At 71.1% G+C, this 20,538-nt stretch carries 19 protein-coding genes; 5 read left to right on the forward strand and 14 right to left on the reverse strand.

The window, feature by feature from the left end:
* Positions 1-10 precede the first annotated feature (10 nt).
* From ilvA to IEQ44_RS09990, 6 genes are all read right to left on the reverse strand, one after another.
* A complete protein-coding gene (ilvA, locus tag IEQ44_RS09965) occupies positions 11-1,276 on the reverse strand; it encodes a threonine ammonia-lyase IlvA (RefSeq protein WP_319804602.1) in 1,266 nt (421 codons plus the stop codon).
* 77 nt (positions 1,277-1,353) lie between these two features.
* On the reverse strand, positions 1,354-2,547 hold the full coding sequence (gene tuf / locus IEQ44_RS09970) for an elongation factor Tu (protein ID WP_193638307.1): 1,194 nt from the start codon (positions 2,545-2,547) through the stop codon (positions 1,354-1,356).
* 68 nt (positions 2,548-2,615) lie between these two features.
* Positions 2,616-4,730 carry an elongation factor G gene (gene fusA, locus IEQ44_RS09975; RefSeq protein WP_193638308.1) on the reverse strand — a complete coding sequence of 705 codons (2,115 nt, stop codon included), beginning with the start codon at positions 4,728-4,730 and terminating at the stop codon, positions 2,616-2,618.
* 76 nt (positions 4,731-4,806) lie between these two features.
* Positions 4,807-5,277 carry a 30S ribosomal protein S7 gene (gene rpsG, locus IEQ44_RS09980; RefSeq protein ID WP_193638309.1) on the reverse strand — a complete coding sequence of 157 codons (471 nt, stop codon included), beginning with the start codon at positions 5,275-5,277 and terminating at the stop codon, positions 4,807-4,809.
* The gene (gene rpsL / locus IEQ44_RS09985) at positions 5,277-5,651 is read right to left on the reverse strand and encodes a 30S ribosomal protein S12 (protein ID WP_011757353.1); all 375 of its coding nucleotides are present in this window, start codon (positions 5,649-5,651) and stop codon (positions 5,277-5,279) included. The genes rpsG and rpsL overlap by 1 nt, the downstream gene beginning before the upstream one ends.
* Before the next feature lie 147 nt (positions 5,652-5,798).
* Positions 5,799-7,082, reverse strand: coding sequence for an MFS transporter (locus tag IEQ44_RS09990; RefSeq protein ID WP_193638310.1), 1,284 nt, complete (start codon positions 7,080-7,082; stop codon positions 5,799-5,801).
* Positions 7,083-7,085: 3 nt separating this feature from the next.
* Here IEQ44_RS09990 and IEQ44_RS09995 point away from each other — a divergent pair, with 3 nt between their 5' ends.
* On the forward strand, positions 7,086-7,328 hold the full coding sequence (locus IEQ44_RS09995) for a hypothetical protein (RefSeq protein ID WP_193638311.1): 243 nt from the start codon (positions 7,086-7,088) through the stop codon (positions 7,326-7,328).
* A 6-nt stretch (positions 7,329-7,334) separates the two neighbouring features.
* Here IEQ44_RS09995 and IEQ44_RS10000 read toward each other — a convergent pair whose 3' ends face one another.
* Positions 7,335-8,819, reverse strand: coding sequence for an NCS2 family permease (locus IEQ44_RS10000; RefSeq protein ID WP_319804603.1), 1,485 nt, complete (start codon positions 8,817-8,819; stop codon positions 7,335-7,337).
* Between the two features lie 94 nt (positions 8,820-8,913).
* On the opposite strand from IEQ44_RS10000, the gene IEQ44_RS10005 reads away from it, so the two are divergent.
* Positions 8,914-9,216, forward strand: coding sequence for a DUF2530 domain-containing protein (locus tag IEQ44_RS10005; protein WP_319804604.1), 303 nt, complete (start codon positions 8,914-8,916; stop codon positions 9,214-9,216).
* A 31-nt stretch (positions 9,217-9,247) separates the two neighbouring features.
* On the opposite strand, the gene IEQ44_RS10010 is transcribed toward IEQ44_RS10005, so the two are convergent.
* The 5 genes from IEQ44_RS10010 to IEQ44_RS10030 form a co-directional block, all read right to left on the reverse strand.
* On the reverse strand, positions 9,248-10,012 hold the full coding sequence (locus IEQ44_RS10010; RefSeq protein WP_193638313.1) for a DUF3027 domain-containing protein: 765 nt from the start codon (positions 10,010-10,012) through the stop codon (positions 9,248-9,250).
* A gap of 19 nt (positions 10,013-10,031) precedes the next feature.
* Positions 10,032-10,427, reverse strand: coding sequence for a cold-shock protein (locus tag IEQ44_RS17920; protein ID WP_193638376.1), 396 nt, complete (start codon positions 10,425-10,427; stop codon positions 10,032-10,034).
* An 85-nt stretch (positions 10,428-10,512) separates the two neighbouring features.
* Positions 10,513-11,379: an RDD family protein gene (locus IEQ44_RS10020; protein ID WP_193638314.1), complete on the reverse strand. Its 867-nt coding sequence runs from the start codon at positions 11,377-11,379 to the stop codon at positions 10,513-10,515.
* The gene (locus IEQ44_RS10025; RefSeq protein WP_193638315.1) at positions 11,376-12,503 is read right to left on the reverse strand and encodes an FHA domain-containing protein; all 1,128 of its coding nucleotides are present in this window, start codon (positions 12,501-12,503) and stop codon (positions 11,376-11,378) included. The genes IEQ44_RS10020 and IEQ44_RS10025 overlap by 4 nt, the downstream gene beginning before the upstream one ends.
* A gap of 28 nt (positions 12,504-12,531) precedes the next feature.
* A complete protein-coding gene (locus tag IEQ44_RS10030; RefSeq protein WP_193638316.1) occupies positions 12,532-13,374 on the reverse strand; it encodes a PP2C family protein-serine/threonine phosphatase in 843 nt (280 codons plus the stop codon).
* On the opposite strand from IEQ44_RS10030, the gene IEQ44_RS10035 reads away from it, so the two are divergent.
* Positions 13,357-15,660 (forward strand): helicase C-terminal domain-containing protein, encoded by a 2,304-nt coding sequence (locus IEQ44_RS10035; protein WP_193638317.1) that lies wholly within the window; start codon positions 13,357-13,359, stop codon positions 15,658-15,660. The two genes, IEQ44_RS10030 and IEQ44_RS10035, sit on opposite strands and share 18 nt — an antisense overlap.
* On the opposite strand, the gene IEQ44_RS10040 is transcribed toward IEQ44_RS10035, so the two are convergent.
* Positions 15,632-16,474: a hypothetical protein gene (locus tag IEQ44_RS10040; RefSeq protein ID WP_193638318.1), complete on the reverse strand. Its 843-nt coding sequence runs from the start codon at positions 16,472-16,474 to the stop codon at positions 15,632-15,634. The two genes, IEQ44_RS10035 and IEQ44_RS10040, sit on opposite strands and share 29 nt — an antisense overlap.
* 72 nt (positions 16,475-16,546) lie before the next feature.
* On the opposite strand from IEQ44_RS10040, the gene IEQ44_RS10045 reads away from it, so the two are divergent.
* On the forward strand, positions 16,547-18,181 hold the full coding sequence (locus IEQ44_RS10045; RefSeq protein ID WP_193638319.1) for a DNA repair helicase XPB: 1,635 nt from the start codon (positions 16,547-16,549) through the stop codon (positions 18,179-18,181).
* 63 nt (positions 18,182-18,244) lie between these two features.
* On the forward strand, positions 18,245-19,699 hold the full coding sequence (locus IEQ44_RS10050) for an HNH endonuclease signature motif containing protein (protein WP_193638320.1): 1,455 nt from the start codon (positions 18,245-18,247) through the stop codon (positions 19,697-19,699).
* 112 nt (positions 19,700-19,811) lie between these two features.
* On the opposite strand, the gene IEQ44_RS10055 is transcribed toward IEQ44_RS10050, so the two are convergent.
* A complete protein-coding gene (locus IEQ44_RS10055; RefSeq protein WP_319804605.1) occupies positions 19,812-20,531 on the reverse strand; it encodes a GntR family transcriptional regulator in 720 nt (239 codons plus the stop codon).
* Between the last annotated feature and the right edge of the window lie 7 nt (positions 20,532-20,538).

Below are 20,538 nucleotides of genomic sequence, written 5' to 3' on the forward strand. Positions count from 1 at the left end.
CTACGCCTGGTCACAGGAAGAACGAGAAGAGCGGCGAGCCGGGCGGCACCTGCTCGATCTGCATCGGGCTCTTCTCCATGCGCTCGAGAAGGCCGGTGATCCGGTCGGCCCGGTCCAGCTCGACGCCCACCAGGGCCGGTCCGGTCTCGCGGTTGTTCTTCTTGACGTACTCGAAGAGGACGATGTCCTCCCCCTCGCTGAGCACCTCCTCCAGGAAGTAGCGCAGGGCGCCGGGCTCCTGGGGGAACGTGACCATGAAGTAGTGGCGCAGGCCTTCGTGCAGCAGTGAACGCTCGACGATCTCGGCGTAGCGGCTGACGTCGTTGTTGCCACCGGAGACGATGCAGATGACCGCCTCGTCCGCCGACAGGGTGCCGGCGAGCTGGAGGGCGTACGTGCTCGCCAGCGCGCCCGCCGGCTCGGTGATGATGCCGTCGACCTGGTAGAGCTCGAGCATCTCGGTGCAGACCGCGCCCTCGGGGACGGCCACGACCTCGTCGACGAGCTCGCTGACGACGTCGTACGTCAGGTCCCCGACGCGGCCGACCGCGGCGCCGTCGACGAAGGTGTCGACGTGCGGGAGCTTCACCGGTCGACCCGCGGCGAGCGCGGCAGTCATGCTGGCGGCACCCGCGGGCTCGACGCCGATGATGCGCACGGCGGGGTGACGTTCCTTCAGCCACACGGACATGCCCGAAGCCAGTCCCCCGCCCCCCACCGGCAGGACGACCGTGGTCACCCGCAGACCCCGCTCGGCGGCCTGGGCCATCGCTTCGACCGCGACGGAACCCTGACCGAGGATGGTCGCCGGGTCGTCGAACGGGTGGACGAAGACGGCGCCGCTGCTCTCGGCGTCTTCGCGAGCCGCCATGGAGGCCTCGTCGTAGTTGGAGCCGGTGACGACCAGCTTCACCGACGGTCCGCCCAGAGCCAGGATGCGCTGACGCTTCTGCCGCGGGGTGTTGGACGGGACGTAGATGCGGCCCTGGATCCCCAGCCGGGCACACGCCCAGGCGACGCCTTGGGCGTAGTTGCCGGCGGAGGCGCAGACCACGCCGCGGGCCCGCTCGGCCTCGCTCAGACCCTGAATGCCGTGGAAGGCTCCGCGCACCTTGTAGGAACGGGCGACCTGTCGGTTCTCCCTCTTGAGGAGGACCTCGGCGCCGATCGCCTGGGAGAGTCGCGGACTGTGCTCGAGAGGGGTGGTGTGCACGACGCCGACCAGCACTTCGGCGGCGGCCTCGACACGAGCGGCGGTCAGTTCAGCGGGGATCACCGTCCAAGCGTAGTGCCCCTGAAATGCACTGCGGCCCCGGACCGATGGTCCGGGGCCGCAGCAGGTGGATCAGGACGTCACTTGATGATCTTGGTGACGCGGCCGGCACCCACGGTGCGGCCACCCTCGCGGATCGAGAACTTGAGGTTCTCGTCCATGGCGATGGGCTGGATGAGCTCGACAGTCATCTCCGTGTTGTCACCGGGCATGACCATCTCCGTGCCCTCGGGGAGGGTCACGACGCCGGTCACGTCGGTGGTGCGGAAGTAGAACTGCGGGCGGTAGTTGTTGAAGAACGGCGTGTGACGGCCGCCCTCCTCCTTCGAGAGGATGTAGACCGAGGCCTCGAAGTCGGTGTGCGGGGTGGTGGTGCCCGGCTTCACGACGACCATGCCGCGCTCGACGTCCTCGCGCTTGGTGCCTCGCAGCAGCAGACCGACGTTCTCACCGGCCTGGCCCTCGTCGAGCAGCTTGCGGAACATCTCGACACCGGTGACGGTGGTCTTCTGCGACTCCTCGCGGATGCCGATGATCTCGACCTCCTCGTTGACCTTGATGATGCCGCGCTCGATACGACCGGTGATGACGGTGCCACGACCGGTGATCGTGAAGACGTCCTCGACGGGCATGAGGAAGGGCTTGTCGGTGTCACGCTCGGGCTGCGGGATGTACTCGTCGACAGCCTTCATGAGCTCGCGGATCGAGTCGGCCCACTTCTCCTCGCCCTGCAGGGCGGGGAAGGCAGCCACGCGCACGACCGGCACGTCGTCGCCGGGGAACTCGTACTCGTTGAGGAGCTCGCGCACCTCCATCTCGACGAGCTCGATGAGCTCCTCGTCGTCGACCATGTCGCACTTGTTGAGAGCAACGACCATGGCCGGCACGCCGACCTGACGGGCGAGCAGCACGTGCTCGCGGGTCTGGGGCATGGGACCGTCGGTCGCGGCAACCACCAGGATCGCGCCGTCCATCTGCGCGGCACCGGTGATCATGTTCTTGATGTAGTCAGCGTGACCGGGGCAGTCGACGTGCGCGTAGTGGCGCGACTCGGTCTGGTACTCGATGTGCGAGATCGAGATCGTGATGCCGCGCTGACGCTCCTCGGGAGCCTTGTCGATGTTGTCGAACGGCGACTGCTCGTTCAGGTCGGGGTACGTGTCGGCCAGAACCTTGGAGATCGCTGCCGTCAGCGTCGTCTTGCCATGGTCGATGTGACCGATGGTTCCGATGTTGACGTGCGGCTTGGTCCGCTCGAACTTCGCCTTAGCCACTGTGGGCTCCTCCTGTTGTTGTTACTTGACTCGTGGAATGAATTGTTGCAGCCGAGGATCCGGGGCGATTACTCGCCACGAACCTTCTTGATGATCTCGTCGGCGATGTTCGTGGGAACCTCGGCGTACGAGTCGAACTCCATGGAGTACGAGGCCTGGCCGGAGGTCTTGGACCTCAGGTCGCCAACGTACCCGAACATCTCGGAGAGGGGGACCAGGGCGCTGACCATGATGTCGCCGTGGACCGTCTCCTGCGAGCGGATCTGACCGCGACGCGAGTTGAGGTCGCCGATGACGGTGCCGAGGAAGGACTCCGGCGTCGTCACGTCGACCGCGAACATCGGCTCGAGCAGCACGGCCTTGGCCTTCTGCGCAGCCTCCTTGAAGCCCTGCAGACCGGCGATCTTGAACGCCAGCTCCGAGGAGTCGACGTCGTGGTAGGCGCCGTCCTCGAGGGAGACCTTGACGTCCACCATCGGGAAGCCGGCCATGATGCCGAACTGCATGGCCTCCTGAGCACCCTGGTCGACCGAGGGGATGTACTCCCTCGGCACACGACCACCGCTCACGTTGTTGACGAACTCGTAGCCCGCACCGAGGCCGGTCTCGGGGTCGATGTTCGGCTCGATCGAGATGACGATCTTGGCGAACTGACCCGAACCACCGGTCTGCTTCTTGTGCGTGTAGCCGTGGTTCTCCACCTTGCGGCGGATGGTCTCGCGGTAGGCCACCTGCGGCTTGCCGACGGTCGCCTCGACCTTGAACTCACGACGCATGCGGTCGACCAGGACCTCGAGGTGGAGCTCGCCCATGCCGGCGATGATCGTCTGGCCGGTCTCCTCGTCGGTCTTGACGGTGAAGGTCGGGTCCTCGTCGGAGAGACGCTGGATCGCGGTGCCCAGCTTCTCCTGGTCGCCCTTCGTCTTCGGCTCGATGGCGACCTCGATCACCGGGGCCGGGAAGGTCATCGACTCGAGCACGACCGGCTTGGCGTTGTCGGAGAGCGTGTGACCGGTCTTGGTGTCCTTCAGACCCATGACGGCCACGATCTGGCCGGCACCGACCGACGCGATCTCCTCACGCTTGTTGGCGTGCATCTGGTAGACCTTGCCGATGCGCTCCTTGCGGCCGTTGCTGGAGTTGAGCACGGTGGAACCGGCCTCCAGCTTGCCCGAGTAGACGCGGACGAAGGTCAGCTTGCCCAGGTGGGGGTCGGCGGCGATCTTGAACGCCAGGGCGGCGAGCGGCTCGTCGTCGTTGGGCTGACGCCGGACCTCGGTCTCCTCGTCGTTGGGCTTGTGGCCCACGATCGCCTCGATGTCGAGGGGCGAGGGGAGGTAGGCGACGACGGCGTCGAGCAGGGGCTGCACGCCCTTGTTCTTGAAGGCCGTGCCGGTGAGGATCGGGTTGACCTCGCCCGCCAGGGTGGCCTTGCGGATCGCGGCCTGGAGCTCCTCGACGGTGAAGTCGTCACCGTTCTCGAGGTAGCGCTCCATGAGCTCGTCGTCGGTCTCGGCGACGCCCTCGACCAGCTTCTCGCGGTACTCCGCGGCCTTGTCGGCGAGGTCGGCCGGGATCTCCTCGACCACGTAGTCCTCACCCTGCGCGGTCTCGCCACGCCAGGTCAGGGCACGCATGCCAACGAGGTCGACGACACCGATGAAGTCGCCCTCGGCACCGATGGGCAGCTGCAGGACCAGCGGGTTGGCGTTGAGCTTGTCGACGATCGTCTGGACGACGAAGTAGAAGTCAGCACCCGTGCGGTCGAGCTTGTTGATGAAGCACATGCGCGGGACCTGGTACTTGTTGGCCTGGCGCCACACCGTCATCGACTGGGGCTCGACACCGGCGACACCGTCGAAGACCGCGACGGCGCCGTCGAGGACGCGCAGCGAGCGCTCGACCTCGACGGTGAAGTCGACGTGCCCGGGGGTGTCGATGATGTTGATCTGGTGGTCCTTCCACCAGCACGTGGTGGCCGCGGAGGTGATCGTGATGCCACGCTCCTGCTCCTGCTCCATCCAGTCCATGGTGGCGGAGCCCTCGTGCGTGTCACCGATCTTGTAGTTGATACCGGTGTAGAAGAGGATGCGCTCGGTCGTGGTGGTCTTGCCGGCGTCGATGTGCGCCATGATGCCGATGTTGCGGACCTTGGTGAGGTCCGTGGTGATGTCAACGGCCACTGAAAGTCAGTTCCTTAAAGTCGGCGGGCGGTGCGGTGAGGGGCGTACGGAGCAATGCTACGTACGCCCCCCGACGTCACCAGCGGTAGTGGGCGAAGGCCTTGTTCGACTCGGCCATCTTGTGCGTGTCCTCGCGCTTCTTCACAGCGGCACCGAGGCCGTTGCTCGCGTCGAGGATCTCGTTCATCAGACGCTCGGCCATCGTCTTCTCACGACGGTCGGCGGCGTAACCCACGAGCCAACGCAGCGCCAGGGTGGTCTGGCGGTTCGGCTTGACCTCGACGGGCACCTGGTAGGTGGCACCACCGACGCGGCGGGACTTCACCTCGAGGGCGGGCTTGACGTTGTCGAGCGCGCGCTTGAGCGTGAGGACGGGGTCGGTGCCGGTCTTCTCACGGCAACCCTCGAGGGCGGTGTACACGATGCGCTGGGCAACCTGCTTCTTGCCGTCCTGGAGGACCTTGCTGACCAGCTGGGTGACGATCTGCGAGCCGTAGACGGGGTCGACGACAAGCGGACGCTTCGGGGCGGGACCCTTGCGCGGCATCAGCTCTTCTCCTTCTTCGCGCCGTAGCGGCTACGAGCCTGCTTGCGGTTCTTGACGCCCTGGGTGTCCAGCGTGCCGCGGATGATCTTGTAACGCACACCCGGCAGGTCCTTCACACGACCGCCGCGCACGAGCACGATCGAGTGCTCCTGCAGGTTGTGGCCCACACCCGGGATGTACGCGGTGACCTCGACGCCGCTCGACAGGCGCACACGGGCGACCTTGCGGAGGGCGGAGTTCGGCTTCTTCGGGGTGGTGGTGTAGACGCGGGTGCAGACGCCGCGGCGCTGCGGCGAGCCCTTGAGGGCAGGCGTCTTGTTCTTGGACACCTTGTCCTGACGGCCCTTGCGGACCAACTGCTGAATGGTGGGCACCTGGTGGTTCCCTCTCTGTTTCTTCCTCACGGCCCGGCACGGTGCTGGGCTCGGGATGTTGCCGTGTTGCGGTGTGCCTAATAGTTCAGCGCGGCGACATCGAGAGCCGGGCACGCGCATGGGTCTGGACATACCAGACACAAGCGATCAGGCTACTCGTTCCCGCAGGAGGGGGTCAAAACGAGACGGCTCGTGCTCCGCGTGCTGCACGGGGCGTCGCGCCACCCACAGCCGCAACGCGGCCGCAGCGGCCACTCCCACCATCGTGGCCACGCCGCCGAGCAGCAGGGTCCAGCGGGCTCCGAACACCTCGCCGACCCATCCGATGAGGGGCGCTCCGGCGGGCGTGCCGCCCATCATCACCATCAGGTAGATCGCCATCGCCCGACCCCGCAGGGCAGGTTCGGTGTTCATCTGCATGTAGCCGTTGGCCGAGGTGATCAGCGCCAGGGCACTGACCCCCAGCACGGGGCACATCAGCGCGAAGACGACGTACGACGGTGCGGCGCCGGCAAGGGTCACCGCGGCGCCGAAGACGAGGGCCGCGACCACGACGCTGCGCAGGGTGAAGACCTCACGCCGCGCCGCCAGCAGCGACCCGGCCAGCGAGCCGACGGCCAGGAAGGAACCGAGCAGGCCATACTCCGTGGCGCCCTTGTCGAAGACCTCGGTCGCCATCAGCGCCGACGTCATCTGGAAGTTGAGCCCGAAGGTGCCGACGAAGAAGACGACCGCGAGCACCAGGAGCAGGTCGGGCCGGCGACGCACGTAGCCCAGACCCTCCCGCACCGCGGCGAGGCCGCGCGAGGCCACCGGGGCCGGCACCCGCAGCCGGGTGACGTCGAGGCGTTGCAGGGAGAGCACCGGCGCGACGTAGGAGACCGCGTTGAGCAGGATCACCCAGCCGGTGGCCGTCGCTCCCCCGCCCCAGGTGGCGATCAGCAGACCGGCCAGCCCGGGGCCGACCAGGCGCGCGGCGTTGAAGGAGGCGGAGTTGAGGCCCACGGCGTTGGTGAGGTCAGCGGGGGCCACGATCTCGGAGACGAAGGCGTGCCGCGCCGGGGCGTCCAGCGCCGAGGAGACCCCCAGCACGAGCGCGAGGACGTACACGTGCCAGATCTGCGCCGTGCCCGTCACCGCCAGCAGCCCCAGCACCAGCGCCGGCAGGGCCATGCCCACGTTGGTCGCCTGCAGCACCCGGCGCTTGGGGAACCGGTCGGCGACCAGCCCGGCGAAGGGCCCCAGCAGCAGGAACGGCAGGAACTGCAACGCCGTGGTGATGCCCAGGGCCGCCGCACTGTTGGCGGTCAGCACCAGGACGAGCCAGTCCTGGGCGACGCGCTGCATCCAGGTGCCGACGTTGGAGACGACGCCACCGGCTGCGTACAGGCGGTAGTTGGGGTTGGACAGGGAACGGAACGTGGGGCTCAACTGGTGGTGGTTCCTTCTGCGCCGCTGGAGGGAGCGGGACGGCCCGGCGCGGGGCAGCCCGTGAGTGGGAGGTCCGAGGTGGCCGACGAGCGGCCAGCAGGAGGCCGGGCACGACGCGGCCCGATCAACGTCAACCACTTGCCGTCGGCAACTATTCCGACACCTCCGGTGTCGCCGGTCACGGCGTACGCCCCCCTGCAACGCCGCAGGCCCGCCGCCCCGGTGGGACGACGGGCCTGCGTGTGACTGGGCTCAGCTCACCCAGGAGCTGATCGGCGTGTAGGCGAAGTAGACGACGAAGAGCACCGCGACGACCCACAGCAGCGGGTGGATGTCGCGCACCTTGCCGACCACCAGCTTGATGAGGACGTAGGCCACGAAGCCCGCCCCGATGCCGGCGGAGATCGAGTAGGTGAACGGCATGACCACGATGGTCAGGAACGCCGGGATCGCCAGCTCGACGTCGCGCCAGTCGATCTCGGTGACCTGCTGCATCATCAGGAAGCCGACCAGGACCAGCGCCGGGACGGCTGCCTCCGACGGGATCAGGGCGACCAGCGGGGTGAAGAACATCGCGACCAGGAAGACCAGGCCGGTGACGACCGAGGCCAGACCGGTGCGGGCACCCTCACCGACACCCGACGCCGACTCGATGTAGGAGGTGTTGGAGGAGACACCGGCGGCACCACCGGCGATCGCGGCGACGGAGTCGACCATGAGGATGCGCTGGGCGTTGGGCGGGACGCCCTCCTCATCGTTGAGACCGGCCTCGGCGCCGATGGCGGTCATCGTGCCCATGGTGTCGAAGAAGTCGGCGAGCAGCAGGGAGAAGACGAGCAGGAGTGCGGCCAGCACACCGCCCTCGACCGAGCTGAAGGCCCCGAACAGGTTGAACTGCAGGAGGGTGGAGAAGTCAGGCAGGCCGAAGACGTCGTCTCCCACGGTCGGCACGCTCAGCGACCAGCCGCCCGGGTTGTCGGCACCGGCCGCACCCAGGTCGCCGATGGCCTCGGCGATGACGGCCAGGACGGTCGCCACCACGATGCCGATCAGGATGGCGCCCCGCACCTGGCGCACCCACAGGGCGATCATCAGCAGCAGGCCGAGGCAGAAGATCAGGACGGGCCAGCCGGTGAGGTGGCCCCCGACGCCGAGCTGCACCGGGACGGTGGTGGTGAACTCGTCGGGGATGCGGGTGACGAAGCGGGCGTCGACGAAGCCGACCAGGGCGATGAAGAGGCCGATACCGACGGAGATCGCGACCTTGAGCTGCTGGGGCACGGCGTGGAAGACGGCCTTGCGGAAGCCGGTCATCACCAGCACCAGGATCACCAGACCCTCGAGGACGACCAGACCCATCGCGTCGGCCCAGGTCGACTGGCGCGCGATCGAGTTGGCCACGAAGGCGTTGAGACCCAGACCGGCTGCCAGCGCCAGCGGGAAGTTGGCCACCGCACCCATGGCGAGGGTGAGGATGCCGGCGACGAGGGCCGTGCCGGCCGCGATCGCCGGGATGCCGCTGCCGGGCTCGGTGCCGCCACCGAGGTACATGCCCTCGGAGTCGGGCACGAAGCCGAGGATCAGCGGGTTCAGGATGATGATGTAGGCCATCGTCAGGAAGGTGACCAGGCCGCCGCGCACCTCCTGCCCGACCGTCGAACCCCGTTCACTGATCTTGAAGAAGCGATCGAGCCCGCCGGTGGCGGGGGGCGGCTTCTGCTGCACGTCGTTGCTCACGGGTCGCAATGATCGCACGCCCCGTGGTCGCCCGTGCATCGATCTGGTTGCAGCGAGGTTTCGAGCCGGGCGAGGCGTTCGGTAGGTTGGGCGCGTGAGTGACCAGCAGGACCGCCCCGGGTTTTTCGCCGTGGCTGACGTGCCGCCCCTCGACGTCGACGGGGTGCGCACCGTCGAGGTCGGCACCGCGCTGTGGGCGGTCGCCTTCGTGGCCCTGCTGCCCTTCTACGGAGTGCTGCAGGAGAGCGGTCGTCTCTGGTGGCTGTGGACCTGCACCACCGGCCTGGGCCTGGGCCTGATCGGCATCGAGACCTGCCGTCGTCGACGTCACCGCCGTCTCGAGCAGGAAGCCGCTCCACCGCCGCCACGTGGCGGCGGTCGACGCCGGGCCGGCTGACCGGTCGACCTGACGGGCTGACCGGGCGACGTCAGAAACGCTCGAAGTCGACGGCCGTGCTGTCGAAGGCGTGCTCGGGCACCGGGGCCGGCTGCTGCTTGCGGGCGAGCTTGACCTCCGAGTGCGCGCCGCACCCGTGGTCGTACGACACCACGCGGCCGTCGTCGTTGGCGTTGCCGTTGGCGCAGACGCCGAAGACCCTCGAGAGCGGTCCGCCGAGGCGCACCAGGAAGCCGCACGACCAGCACTGCTGCGGCGCCGACTTCGCCAGCGGCGACTCGGGGCCACCGTCGCCGGAGTACCACCGCTCGGCCGCCAGGTCGACGCCCTCGGTCGAGAGCACCCGGGTCCGCCCGAGGCCCAGGTCGGCCGCGACGCCCTTCACCTGGGCGCGGTCGACCTCGCCGAGGTCCTCGCCCACCAGGTAGGTGGGCACCAGGCGCGGGTCGTCGTCGTCGACCGGCAGCAGGTCGCCCGGCGAGAGGTCGCCGGGCTGCAGACGCTCCTTGTAGGGCACCCAGGCGGGCGCCACGATCGCCTCGGCACCGGGCAGCAGGACCACCTCGTCGACGGTGACGTGCTCCTGGCCCGGGGGGCGCGCGACGGTCACGGCCCACTGCCACCCGACGTATCCCGGGTGGGTGGAGGCGAAGACGTGGGTGAGGACACCCTCCTGCTCGCCGTGGGCGCCCAGGTGCTCCCCGACCTGGTCGGCCGGGACCTCCTGCAGCAGCGTCGTCCGGGCGAGGTCGACGGCCTCCGCGAGCACGGGGTCGACGGTGTGGGTGGCGTTCACGCGTCCGATCCTCTCACGCTCAGCGGTCGAGCTCGTCGGCGAGCGCCCGCAGCAGCTTGGCCGTCGGCCGGGCGGTCTTGGACTCGGGGTGGCGACCGTGGCGGTAGCCCTCACCGAGGGAGTCGAGGAGCCGGATCAGGTCCTCCACGATCGTGACCATCTCCTCGGGCTTCTTGCGCGTGGCGTTGCGCTGGTTGCGCGAGACCGAGGCGGGCGGGTCGAGCAGACGCACCTGGAGGGCCTGCTCCCCACGGCGGCCCTGGGCGATGCCGAACTCGACGCGGGCCCCGTTCTTGAGCGTGGTCACCCCCTCGGGGAGGGCGTCGGCGTGCACGTAGACGTCGGGCCCACCGTCGTGGGACAGGAAGCCGAACCCCTTCTCGGCGTCGAACCACTTCACCTTGCCAGTCGGCACTGCACTCTCCTCGCGCTCCTCGCGCCCGCGGCGCGTCGTCCGGGCCCAGCGTAGGCCGTGGCGCACCCGGTGCTCCACCGAGGACTCACCGCAGGACGACGGCCTCGTCGATCCCGAGGACCTCCACCCACCGGGCGTCGGCGCGGAACCGGTCACCGGGCAGCAGCGTCGCCGACCGACCGGGCTCGACGGTGCGCGCAGCTCCGCCGCGGACCAGTGACGTGCCGCCGTCGGTGCCCGCGTCGCGCAGCACCAGGGAGCCGTCCGACATCACCGACACCTCCACTCCGGCTCGCCGGACCCGTCCGGTGACCTCCACCGGAGGCTCGCCCTCGACCTCGAGCTGCCAGCGGACGGGGAGAGGTCGCCGCGGCGAACGGCGCGGAGCCGGCACCGGACCCGGCTGCGCCAGCCGCAGCGCCGTCAGGTCCAGCAGCCGGGCGTCGGCCACCGCGACGTCGAGACCCTCGACGCGCGCAACGGGGTCACCCGGCACCGGCGCCTCGGCGGCCGCGGCCACGTCCACCTCCACGACCAGGGAGCCGCAGAGGCGGTCGTGCCAGCCCCGGCCCCGCCCGTGCTCGTCGCGCACCACCGACAGCGCCAGCCACCACCACCCTGCCCCGGCCGTGAGGAGGCCAGCCAGGGTCAGCAACCACGACCGCGCGGCGCCCGTCACCGCCCCCAGCGGGCGCGCACCGTCTGCGGCGACGAGGCGTACGCCCATGAGCCGGCGCCCGGGACTGTGTCCGGTGGCACCGGCCACGGCTCCGGTGAGGGTGAGCGCGACGGCGGCCACCGCCGACGAGGTCAGCCACGCCCACGTCGTCGGGGCGCCCGACGACGTCAGGGCCGCCGCGACGCACGCCGCCGGCAGCACGACCACGCACTGGTCGAGGAGGAAGGCCTGCAGGCGGCGCTGGTGGTCAGCCGGCGTCGCCACCGGGGTCACGGTCGGCGCACCTCGACCAGCACGCCGTCGCCGAGGTCGACGACCGCGCCGGGCAGGAGTGCGTACGGCTCCCCCGGCTTGAGGTCGCGAGCCGGGAGGCCCGGGTGGGCGACCACGGTGCCGTTGGTCGACCCCAGGTCGACGGCCACGGCGGTGCCGAGGTCGAGGCCGTCACCGGGTCGGATCTCGACGTGGTTGCTCGAGACCTCCTGGTGCGGGCTCGGCACGGTCACCAGACGGGCCCCGGGACTGCCTGCCCGCGCCGACGGCGCCCGACCGACCAGCACCGGTCCGTCGACCGGAACAGTCGCTCCGTGACTGAACACCAGCACCGCCACCGCTCCGGTGGCCGCACCGGAGGACGCGGCGTCGTCGTCCGGCGGACCGGTCGGCTCGTCGTCGAGGCCGAAGCCCAGGGCGGCCAGGCCACCGTCCTCCTCGTCCTCGGTCAGGTAGGTGGTGGGCTCCTCCTGCCAGTCGGGCACGAGGGGCGTCGCGGAGAGCGGCGTCGTCTCCGGCGGGTTCGGCACGCTGCGGGGCGCCGGAGGAAGTGGGGACGGGGGCGGCGACGGGGCCGGGGGCTCGGGGGGCGGCGGGGCCGGACTCGGCACGGACGGCGCGGGAGACGGCGGCGGTGAGGTGATCACCACCGGGTCCGCGGGGCCCTCAGCCTCGTCGCGGGGGCGATCGCCGGTGGGCACGCTGCCCCACGTGACGCCTCCGACCCGACCGAGACCGTCCCTGACGTCGAAGTGCTCCGCCTCGATCGGGGCGACGCCGGGCAGTGACACGTGGAGCGCCACCAGTGCGGTGAAGGCCTCCTCCTGCCAGATCCGGTCCGTGGCGCTCAGTCGCACCGGGCCGTCGGCGGTGTGAGCCGTCACCTCGGCCTCACCCCGCACCACGACGCGGGTGCGCTCGCCGGCACTCTCCACCAGGACGAAGTCACCGAGGCCGTCCAGGCCGTCGGCGAGGAGGTCCTCGAGCACTCCGCGCAGGTCGACGCCTGTGTCGACGAGGGGCCACGCGCGGGCCGCGCGTCCGCGCGCGTCGCCGGGCAGCAGCAGCGTCACCTGCGACCCGAAGACTCCGATCCAGTCACCGTCGCGTGCTGTGCGCTCCACGGCGTCCCTCCCTCGACTCGGCACTCGCTCATCCCACCACATCGACCACCAGCGCGGTGGCGTTGTCGGTGCCGCCTGTGGAGAGCGCAGCCGACACCAGGGCCTCGGCCGTCGTGCCCGGCGCCTCGCCGGCGGTCAGCATCGTGGCCAGGTCGTCGGGCGCCACCAACCCGCTCACGCCGTCGGTGCAGAGCAACAGGCGCGGGGCGTCGGCGACCTCGAGGTCGAAGAAGTCGGGCTCGGGGAGGTCGAGGCTGCTCAGCGCCCGCGTGATCACGTGCCGTTCGGGGTGCACCGCCGCCTCCTCCTCGGTGATGCGCCCGGCCGCCACGAGCTCCGCCACCACCGAGTGGTCGGTGGTCACCTGCTGCACCCCCGCCGGCCCGGCCGCGTAGGCCCGGGAGTCGCCCACGTTGGCGACCAGCCACTGGGGACGCCGAGGACCCTGCACCAGCAGCGCGAGGACCACCGTGGTGCCGGCGTACTGCAGGCGCGAGTCGTCCTCACGCAGCTCTGCGTAGGCCCGCAACCGGGCCTGGGCGCGCACGAGCGCCGCGACGACGGCCTCGCGGCCCCCCGACGGGGAGAAGGTGCGCCCGGCCCACGGGGAGAACTCCTCGGTCACCAGGCGGCTGGCCACGTCTCCCCCGCTGTGGCCGCCCATGCCGTCGGCGACCACGAAGACCGGAGGGGCCGCGGCGTGGGCGTCCTCGTTGACCGAGCGCACCAGACCCACGTGGGTGGTGGCCGCGTGCAGGAGGCGTCCCTGCGTGCCGGGCTGCGAGTGGGGTGCCATCGACGTCCTGTCCTCGACCTGCTCGGTGCGCAGGGGTGGACGAGTAGCGTAGGAGGGATGTCCGTCCCCGCGCACCGTCCGCCCCCGCCCTCGGGGCCGACCACGCCTGCCCGGACGCTCTCGGACCACCTGCGCGCCTGGCCCGACGAGGCCCTGGCCCACCTGCTGCACCACCGCCCCGACCTCGCCTCCCCCGCCCCCCACGACTCGGCGCAGCTGGCCTCTCGCGCGAGCGCGCGAGCCTCGGTGCTGCGGGCCCTGGACGAGCTCACGGTGCTGGAGCTGGCCGTGCTCGACGCCAGCGTGGTGCTGGGCCACGCAACCCGGGACGAGCTGCTGGCGGTGGTCGCCGCCGACCCGGAGGTGGCCGGCCACGCCCTGGACCACCTGCTCGCCCTCGCCCTGGTGTGGCCCTCGACCAGCGGCCTGCGGACGCTCGGTGGCGTGGCCGACGCCCTGCGGGGCGTCACTTCCCGCGGCGTCAGCGGGTTGCGCCCCGTCGTGCCGCACGCCCTCTCGAGTGCCGAGGCGGCCGCACGCGTCGACCGGCTCTCGGCGCCCGCCCGGGCGCTGCTCACCCACGTGGCCGACCAGGGCGGGGAGGCCACGACGGGACGCGCCCGCACGCCCCACTCTCCCGAGGAGGCCACCAGCCCGGTCGAGGAGGTGCTGGCCCACGGCCTGCTGGTCCCTACGCAGAACCAGACCTACCACCTGCCCGGCCAGGTGGGTCTGGCGTTGCGTGGCGGCACCACCACCTCCGCCCCCGTCGACGACGTCCCGCCCCTGGCGACCACCGAGCGCGACCCCGCGCTCGTCGACCGCGTCGCCGCCGGCGCGGCCTTCGAGTGCGTACGACGCACCGAGCTGCTCCTGGACCACTGGGGCACGCACCCACCCACGGTGCTGCGCAGCGGCGGCCTGGGCGTCCGGGACCTCAAGGCAGTGACGACCGAGCTGCACGTCGACGCCCACCAGGCCGGACTGCTGCTCGAGGTCGCCGTGGCCGCGGGGCTGCTGGCGGAGGGGTTCGACACCGACGGGGTCGCGGCGTGGCTGCCCACCCACGCCTTCGACACCTGGGCAGCGCTGGGCCCGGCCGAGCGGTGGGCGACGTTGGCGAAGGCGTGGTGGCACACCATGCGGTTGCCCGGCCTCGCCGGCACGAAGGACGCCACCGGACGCACCCGTAACGCGCTCGCGCCCGACTCCTCGAGCGCGCTGGCGCCCGAGGCGCGCGAGATGGCCCTGCGCGAGCTCGTGGACCTGCCCCGCGGGAGCGCGCTCGCGGCCGGCACGGGGGTGCCCTCACTGGTCGCCCGCCTGCGCTGGCTGCGCCCCAGACGACCCTCCTCCCGCGACGAGATGGTGGCCTGGGCCCTCGACGAGGCCGCTGCCCTGGGCTTGACCGGGATGGGCGCCGCTGCCGCCTGGGCCGCACCGTTCGTCGCCGGCGACGTCGCCGCGGCGGCCGAGGCAGTCGCCCCGGCGATGCCCGCCCCCGTCGACCACCTCCTGGTGCAGGCCGACCTGACGGCCGTCGCGCCCGGCCCCCTGACCCCGGAGCTCGCCCGGGCGGTGCACCTGCTGGCCGACGTGGAGTCCCGCGGCGGCGCCACCGTGCACCGGTTCACCCCCACCTCGTTGCGCCGCGCCCTGGACGCGGGATGGTCGGGAGCGGAGATCCACGACTTCCTCGCCCGGACCTCGCGCACGCCCGTGCCGCAACCCCTCACCTACCTCGTCGACGACGTCGTACGCACCTTCGGGACGTTCCGCGTCGGGCACGCCGAGTCCTTCCTGCGGGCCGACGACGAGCAGGCCCTGACCGAGCTGCTGCTGCACCCGGGCGCGGCCTCGCTGGAGCTGCGGCGCCTGGCGCCGACGGTGCTCGTCTCCGCCCTGCCGGTCGACCTGCTGCTGCCCCGGCTGCGCGAGCTCGGGCAGGCGCCCGTCGTGGAGGCCGCCGACGGCACGGTGCACGTCGCGCGACCCGACCTGCAGCGCGCCCGCACCCCACGTACGCCCTCGCCCACCGCCACCGCGCGCGCCCGGGAGACGGCCCAGGTCGCCCGCGTCGTGGCGGCCGTGCGGGCCGGTGACCGGGCCGCCGCCGCGGCGGGCGAGCGACCCACCTCTGCCACCACTCCCCTGACTGCCCTGGCACTGCTGCGCGACGCGATCGACCAGGAAGCCACGGTCCTGATCGGCTATGTCGACAACCACGGCACCAGCACCGACCGGATCGTCGACCCGCTACGGCTCGAGGGTGGGCAGCTGCTCGCCTACGACCACCGCAGCGAGGACGAGAGGACCTTCTCGGTGCACCGGATCACGAAGGTCGGGCAGGCGGCGGACTGACTCCCTGCCCAGCGCCCGGCCCCGTCTCGGGTGCTGCGGTGGACGAGGGACCACGACCGTGGCGCCACAGCTGCCGCCACGCTCGACCTGCGTACGCCAGTCCCACCACCCACGCCAGCACCATGCCCGGCCACGAGAGCCACCAGGGGGCGCGGGCAAGGGCGAACACCACCAGCAGGCAGAACGACAGCACGAGCGATGTCGTGGCCAGGCGCAGCTGCGGCAGACCCGGAGTCGTGAAGTCGGCACGGTGGTGTCGCCACTGCTGCGGCACCCACGCCAGGCACAGCACTCCCATCAGCACGAACCACACCGCGACCTGACCCTCGAACCCGACGGCCTGCGGCCGGCCGCGGAAGCTGGCCCAGCCGACACCCGAGGCGTCGACGACGCCCAGCGCCGTGTCGTCGCGCAGCAGGAGCACGACGGGCTTCTCCCAGTCGATGCGGCGGCGCGCAGTGACGCCGAGGTCGATGGGGACCTCCCGCGTGGCCGCTGACCCCGGCTCCACCCGGTAGGTGACGTACTCGTTGTCGCGGCCCCTCGCGGCGTCCGTGACCCGGAGGTCCACCACCAGATGTGCCGTGGAGCAGGGGGTCGTGACGCACCCCCGGGAAGAGTTCTCCCAGGCGGCCCGGACGTCCCGGTTCTCCCAGGCCCGGACGTCCTCACGTGTCTCGGCGACGCCGTCCGCGAAGCCCCACCCCAGCCCCCACAGCGCGAACGCCAGCGGCAGCAGCCACGCCACGTGCCACCGCGACGGCCGACGCCTGTGGAGCCAGTTGCCCTCGAGGCGCTCGCGGCTGAAGTCCATGCGGTCACCCTGCCTTTCTGCGGGACCGCTTCCGCGCCCGGGTCGTCATGCGGACGCCCGTAGGATCGCTGGGTGAACGACGGCCCCCTGATCGTGCAGTCCGACAAGACGCTGCTGCTGGAGATCGACCACGAGCAGGCCCACGAGTGCCGCCGGGCGATCGCGCCCTTCGCCGAGCTGGAGCGCTCGCCGGAGCACGTGCACACCTACCGGTTGACGCCGCTGGGCCTGTGGAACGCGCGCGCCGCGGGCCACGACGCCGAGGAGGTCGTCGACACCCTGCTGACCTACAGCCGCTACGCCGTGCCCCATGCCCTGCTCGTCGACGTCGCCGAGACGATGGCGCGCTACGGCCGGCTCCGGTTGGAGAAGCACCCGGTGCACGGGCTCGTGCTCGTGACGACCGACCGCCCGGTGCTGGAGGAGGTGCTGCGCGCCAAGCGGATCAAGGGCATGCTCGGCGACCGCATCGACGACGACACGGTGGCGGTGCACCCCTCCGAGCGCGGCAACCTCAAGCAGGCCCTGCTCAAGCTGGGCTGGCCCGCGGAGGACTGGGCAGGCTATGTCGACGGCGAGGCGCACCCCATCGACCTGGTCGAGGAGGGCTGGGCGTTGCGCGACTACCAGCGCGACGCCGCCGAGTCGTTCTGGCACGGCGGCTCGGGCGTCGTGGTGCTGCCCTGCGGCGCCGGCAAGACCATCGTCGGCGCCTCCGCCATGGCGCACGCCCGCGCCACGACGCTGATCCTGGTCACCAACACCGTCTCCGCGCGGCAGTGGAAGGACGAGCTGCTGCGACGCACGACGCTCACCGAGGACGAGATCGGCGAGTACTCCGGCGCCGTCAAGGAGGTCCGGCCCGTCACCATCGCGACCTACCAGGTGCTGACGACTCGGCGGAAAGGTGTCTACCCCCACCTTGAGCTGCTCGACGCCCGCGACTGGGGCCTCATCGTCTACGACGAGGTGCACCTGCTGCCCGCCCCGATCTTCCGGATGACCGCCGACCTGCAGGCCCGCCGCCGCATCGGCCTGACCGCGACCCTGGTGCGCGAGGACGGTCGCGAGGGCGACGTCTTCTCCCTCATCGGGCCCAAGCGCTACGACGCCCCGTGGAAGGACATCGAGGCGCAGGGCTGGATCGCGCCCGCCGACTGCGCCGAGGTGCGCGTGAGCCTCACCGACGCCGAGCGACTGACGTACGCCGTCGCGGAGAGCGAGGACAAGTACCGTCTGGCGGCCTGCACGCCGCGCAAGCTCGAGGTCGTACGCCGTCTGGTCGAGCTGCACTCCGACCAACCGACGCTGGTGATCGGGCAGTACATCGACCAGCTCGACGAGATCGCCGAGATGCTCGACGCGCCGGTCATCAAGGGCGAGACGAGCGTGAAGGAGCGCCAGCGGCTCTTCGACGCCTTCCGGTCCGGTGAGATCTCGCTGCTGGTGGTCAGCAAGGTGGCCAACTTCTCCATCGACCTGCCCTCGGCGGAGGTCGCGATCCAGGTCAGCGGTTCCTTCGGCTCGCGTCAGGAGGAGGCGCAGCGCCTGGGCCGGCTGCTGCGACCCAAGGACGAAGGGAAGTCCGCGCACTTCTACACGCTGGTGTCGCGAGACACCGTCGATGCCGACTTCGCCGCGAACCGGCAGCGGTTCCTCGCCGAGCAGGGGTACGCCTACCGCATCGTCGACGCGAGCGACCTGTAGGGCTGGGGCAGGCGGGCCCACGATGCGCCCGAAGTTGTCGGTGGACGCTGGTTGGGTTGAGTCATGGAAGCCACCGCCACTGTCGCCCCTGAATTGGGTGACCTGACTGCCGCCGAGTTGCTCGGTGCGGCGCGTCAGCGACGCTCGGTGGTGCAGCGTGGCGAGGCCGATCTCCTGGCGATCGCGTACGAGTGGGCCGTGGCGCATCCTGCTGACGAGGACGGTTGGAACGCGGCGGCGTTCCATCACCCGTTGGGTGATGAGCCGATCTCCGGTGACGGCACGCCGCTGGTGGCGGAGTTCTGCATCCCCGAGCTCGGGGCTGCGTTGGGGATCTCCACCGACGCGGCGAAGAAGCTGATCGGCCAGGCGATCGAGATGGTCCACCGCCTGCCGCGGGTGTGGCGCCGCGTGCAGTCCGGGCGGGTGCCGGTGTGGCGCGCGAAGCAGGTCGCCGAGGCGACGATCCACTGCGACCCTGCCCTGACGCCGGAGGCGATGGCGTGGATCGACGCGCAGGTGTCGCCGTTCCTGGAGAAGATCGGTCGCGCGCAGATGGAGCGCATCGTGGCGCAGGCGATCGAGCTCTACGGGTTGGCGGCCCAGGAGCCGTCGCGGGATGAGGACAACGACGGCCGGTACGTCCACATCCACACCCCGATCGGGCCGTTCACCGGTTCGATGCGCATCGAGGCGGAGGTCTCGAACGCCGACGGGCACGACCTCGCCCACGCCCTCGCCGCGGGCGCGGCGGCGCTCAAGGCCGGTGGCTCCACCGCGTCACTGGACGTGCGGCGGTCGATGGCGCTGGGCGAGCTGGCGCGGCAGCAGACCTCGCTCGACCTGGCCAACGCTGAGTTCGAAGGCGACGACGGTGGCAGTGACGGCACTGGCACGGTGGCTGGCGCCGCCGACTCCGCCGACGGAACGGTGCAGCGCAAGGCCCGGCGGGTCGACCTGCACCTGCACTTCACCGCCGAGGTCCAGCCCGACGGCACCACCGGGATCAACCCGATCGGGTTCCTCGAGAACGGCCAGAAACTGGCCCTGCTGTCGCAGGTCCGGTCGTGGGTGCGGGGCACGCACACCGAGGTGCGGATCCTGCCGGTGATCGACCTCAACGAACAGATCACCACGAGCAGGTACGAACCCACCGACCGGCTCCGGCGCCAGGTCATTCTCCGGGACCGCACCTGCGTGTTCCCGTGGTGCACCAGACCAGCCAGGTCCTGCGACCTCGACCACGTCGAACCCTTCGACCACGACGCTGCCGGTGAAGACCGGCCACAACCAGGGCTGACCGCTACCCACAACCTGGCTCCCCTGTGCCGCGCTCACCACCGGTTGAAGACGCACACCGGATGGCGCCTCACCTCACCCGCCAGCGGCGTCTTCGAGTGGACCAGCCCCCACGGTCAACGCTTCCGACGCGACCGCCACGGCACCCACGACCTCACCCAGAGGCCAGACGGCGAACCACCACCCGTCCCGACCCCACGCTCCGCACCCACAGCCTGACCGCACTCGACCACAGCCCGTACGCACACGCGTACGGGCCAGTGGTGCGTCCGGCACTCCCCTCCGACCCTCGAACGGACAGCGCGGACGGGAGTAGAGCCCGGGGCCAGGCTCAGTTGGCGGGGCCCAGCTGGAGGTGGAGGGTGAAGCGGTCGGTGCGGTAGACGCTGCTGGAGACCTCGACCACGCGCTCGTCGTGCAACGCCCGGCGGGCGACCCGCAGGACGGGGCTCGGGTCCTCGCCGGTGAGGTCGAGCAGCGTCCGCTCCTCGTCGCTGACCAGGTCCGCACGGATGGCGTCCTCCGACCAGGTCGGACGCAGCTGGTGACGGTCCAGGGCCTGGTAGAGGCTCTCGGGCAGCGCGTCCAGCAACCCCGGCACGGTCTCGGGGGTGAGGTAGGCGTCCTGGATGCAGATCGTCTCGCCACCGGCGCGGCGAATCCGCTTCCAGTGCACGACCGCGGCGCCGGGATCCGTCTGCAGCGCCCGAGCCACACCGGGCCCGGCCTGCTCGAGTCGGGCGAGGACCGTGGTCGACTCCGCCACCTGTCCGCGACGGGCCACCACCTCGCTGAAGCTGGTCACCTGCCCACGCTCGCGGCGGGGGCGAGCGACGAAGGTGCCACGGCCGGGCATCCGCTCGAGGAGGCCCTCGACGACCAGTGCGTCCAGTGCCTGGCGGACCGTCATCCGGGCCACGCCGAACTGGCTGACGAGCTCCCGCTCCGACGGCGCCGGAGTGCCCGGGGCGGCGCCCTGCACGAGGCTGCGCACGTGCTCGCGCACCACCACGTGCTTCAGCTCTCGCGCCGCCTCGACCCCTTGCTCCACCTCGGCA

The sequence above is a fragment of the Nocardioides malaquae genome (genome assembly GCF_015070385.1).
Lineage (GTDB): Bacteria > Actinomycetota > Actinomycetes > Propionibacteriales > Nocardioidaceae > Nocardioides > Nocardioides malaquae.

What these genes read in the sequence shown, in the direction of transcription:
- rpsG (WP_193638309.1), bottom strand. Translation starts at nt 5,277, where the DNA reads ATGCCGCGCAAGGGTCCCGCCCCGAAGCGTCCGCTTGTCGTCGACCCC.
- IEQ44_RS10035 (WP_193638317.1), top strand. Translation starts at nt 13,357, where the DNA reads ATGTCCGTCCCCGCGCACCGTCCGCCCCCGCCCTCGGGGCCGACCACG.
- IEQ44_RS10040 (WP_193638318.1), bottom strand. Translation starts at nt 16,474, where the DNA reads ATGGACTTCAGCCGCGAGCGCCTCGAGGGCAACTGGCTCCACAGGCGT.
- IEQ44_RS10050 (WP_193638320.1), top strand. Translation starts at nt 18,245, where the DNA reads ATGGAAGCCACCGCCACTGTCGCCCCTGAATTGGGTGACCTGACTGCC.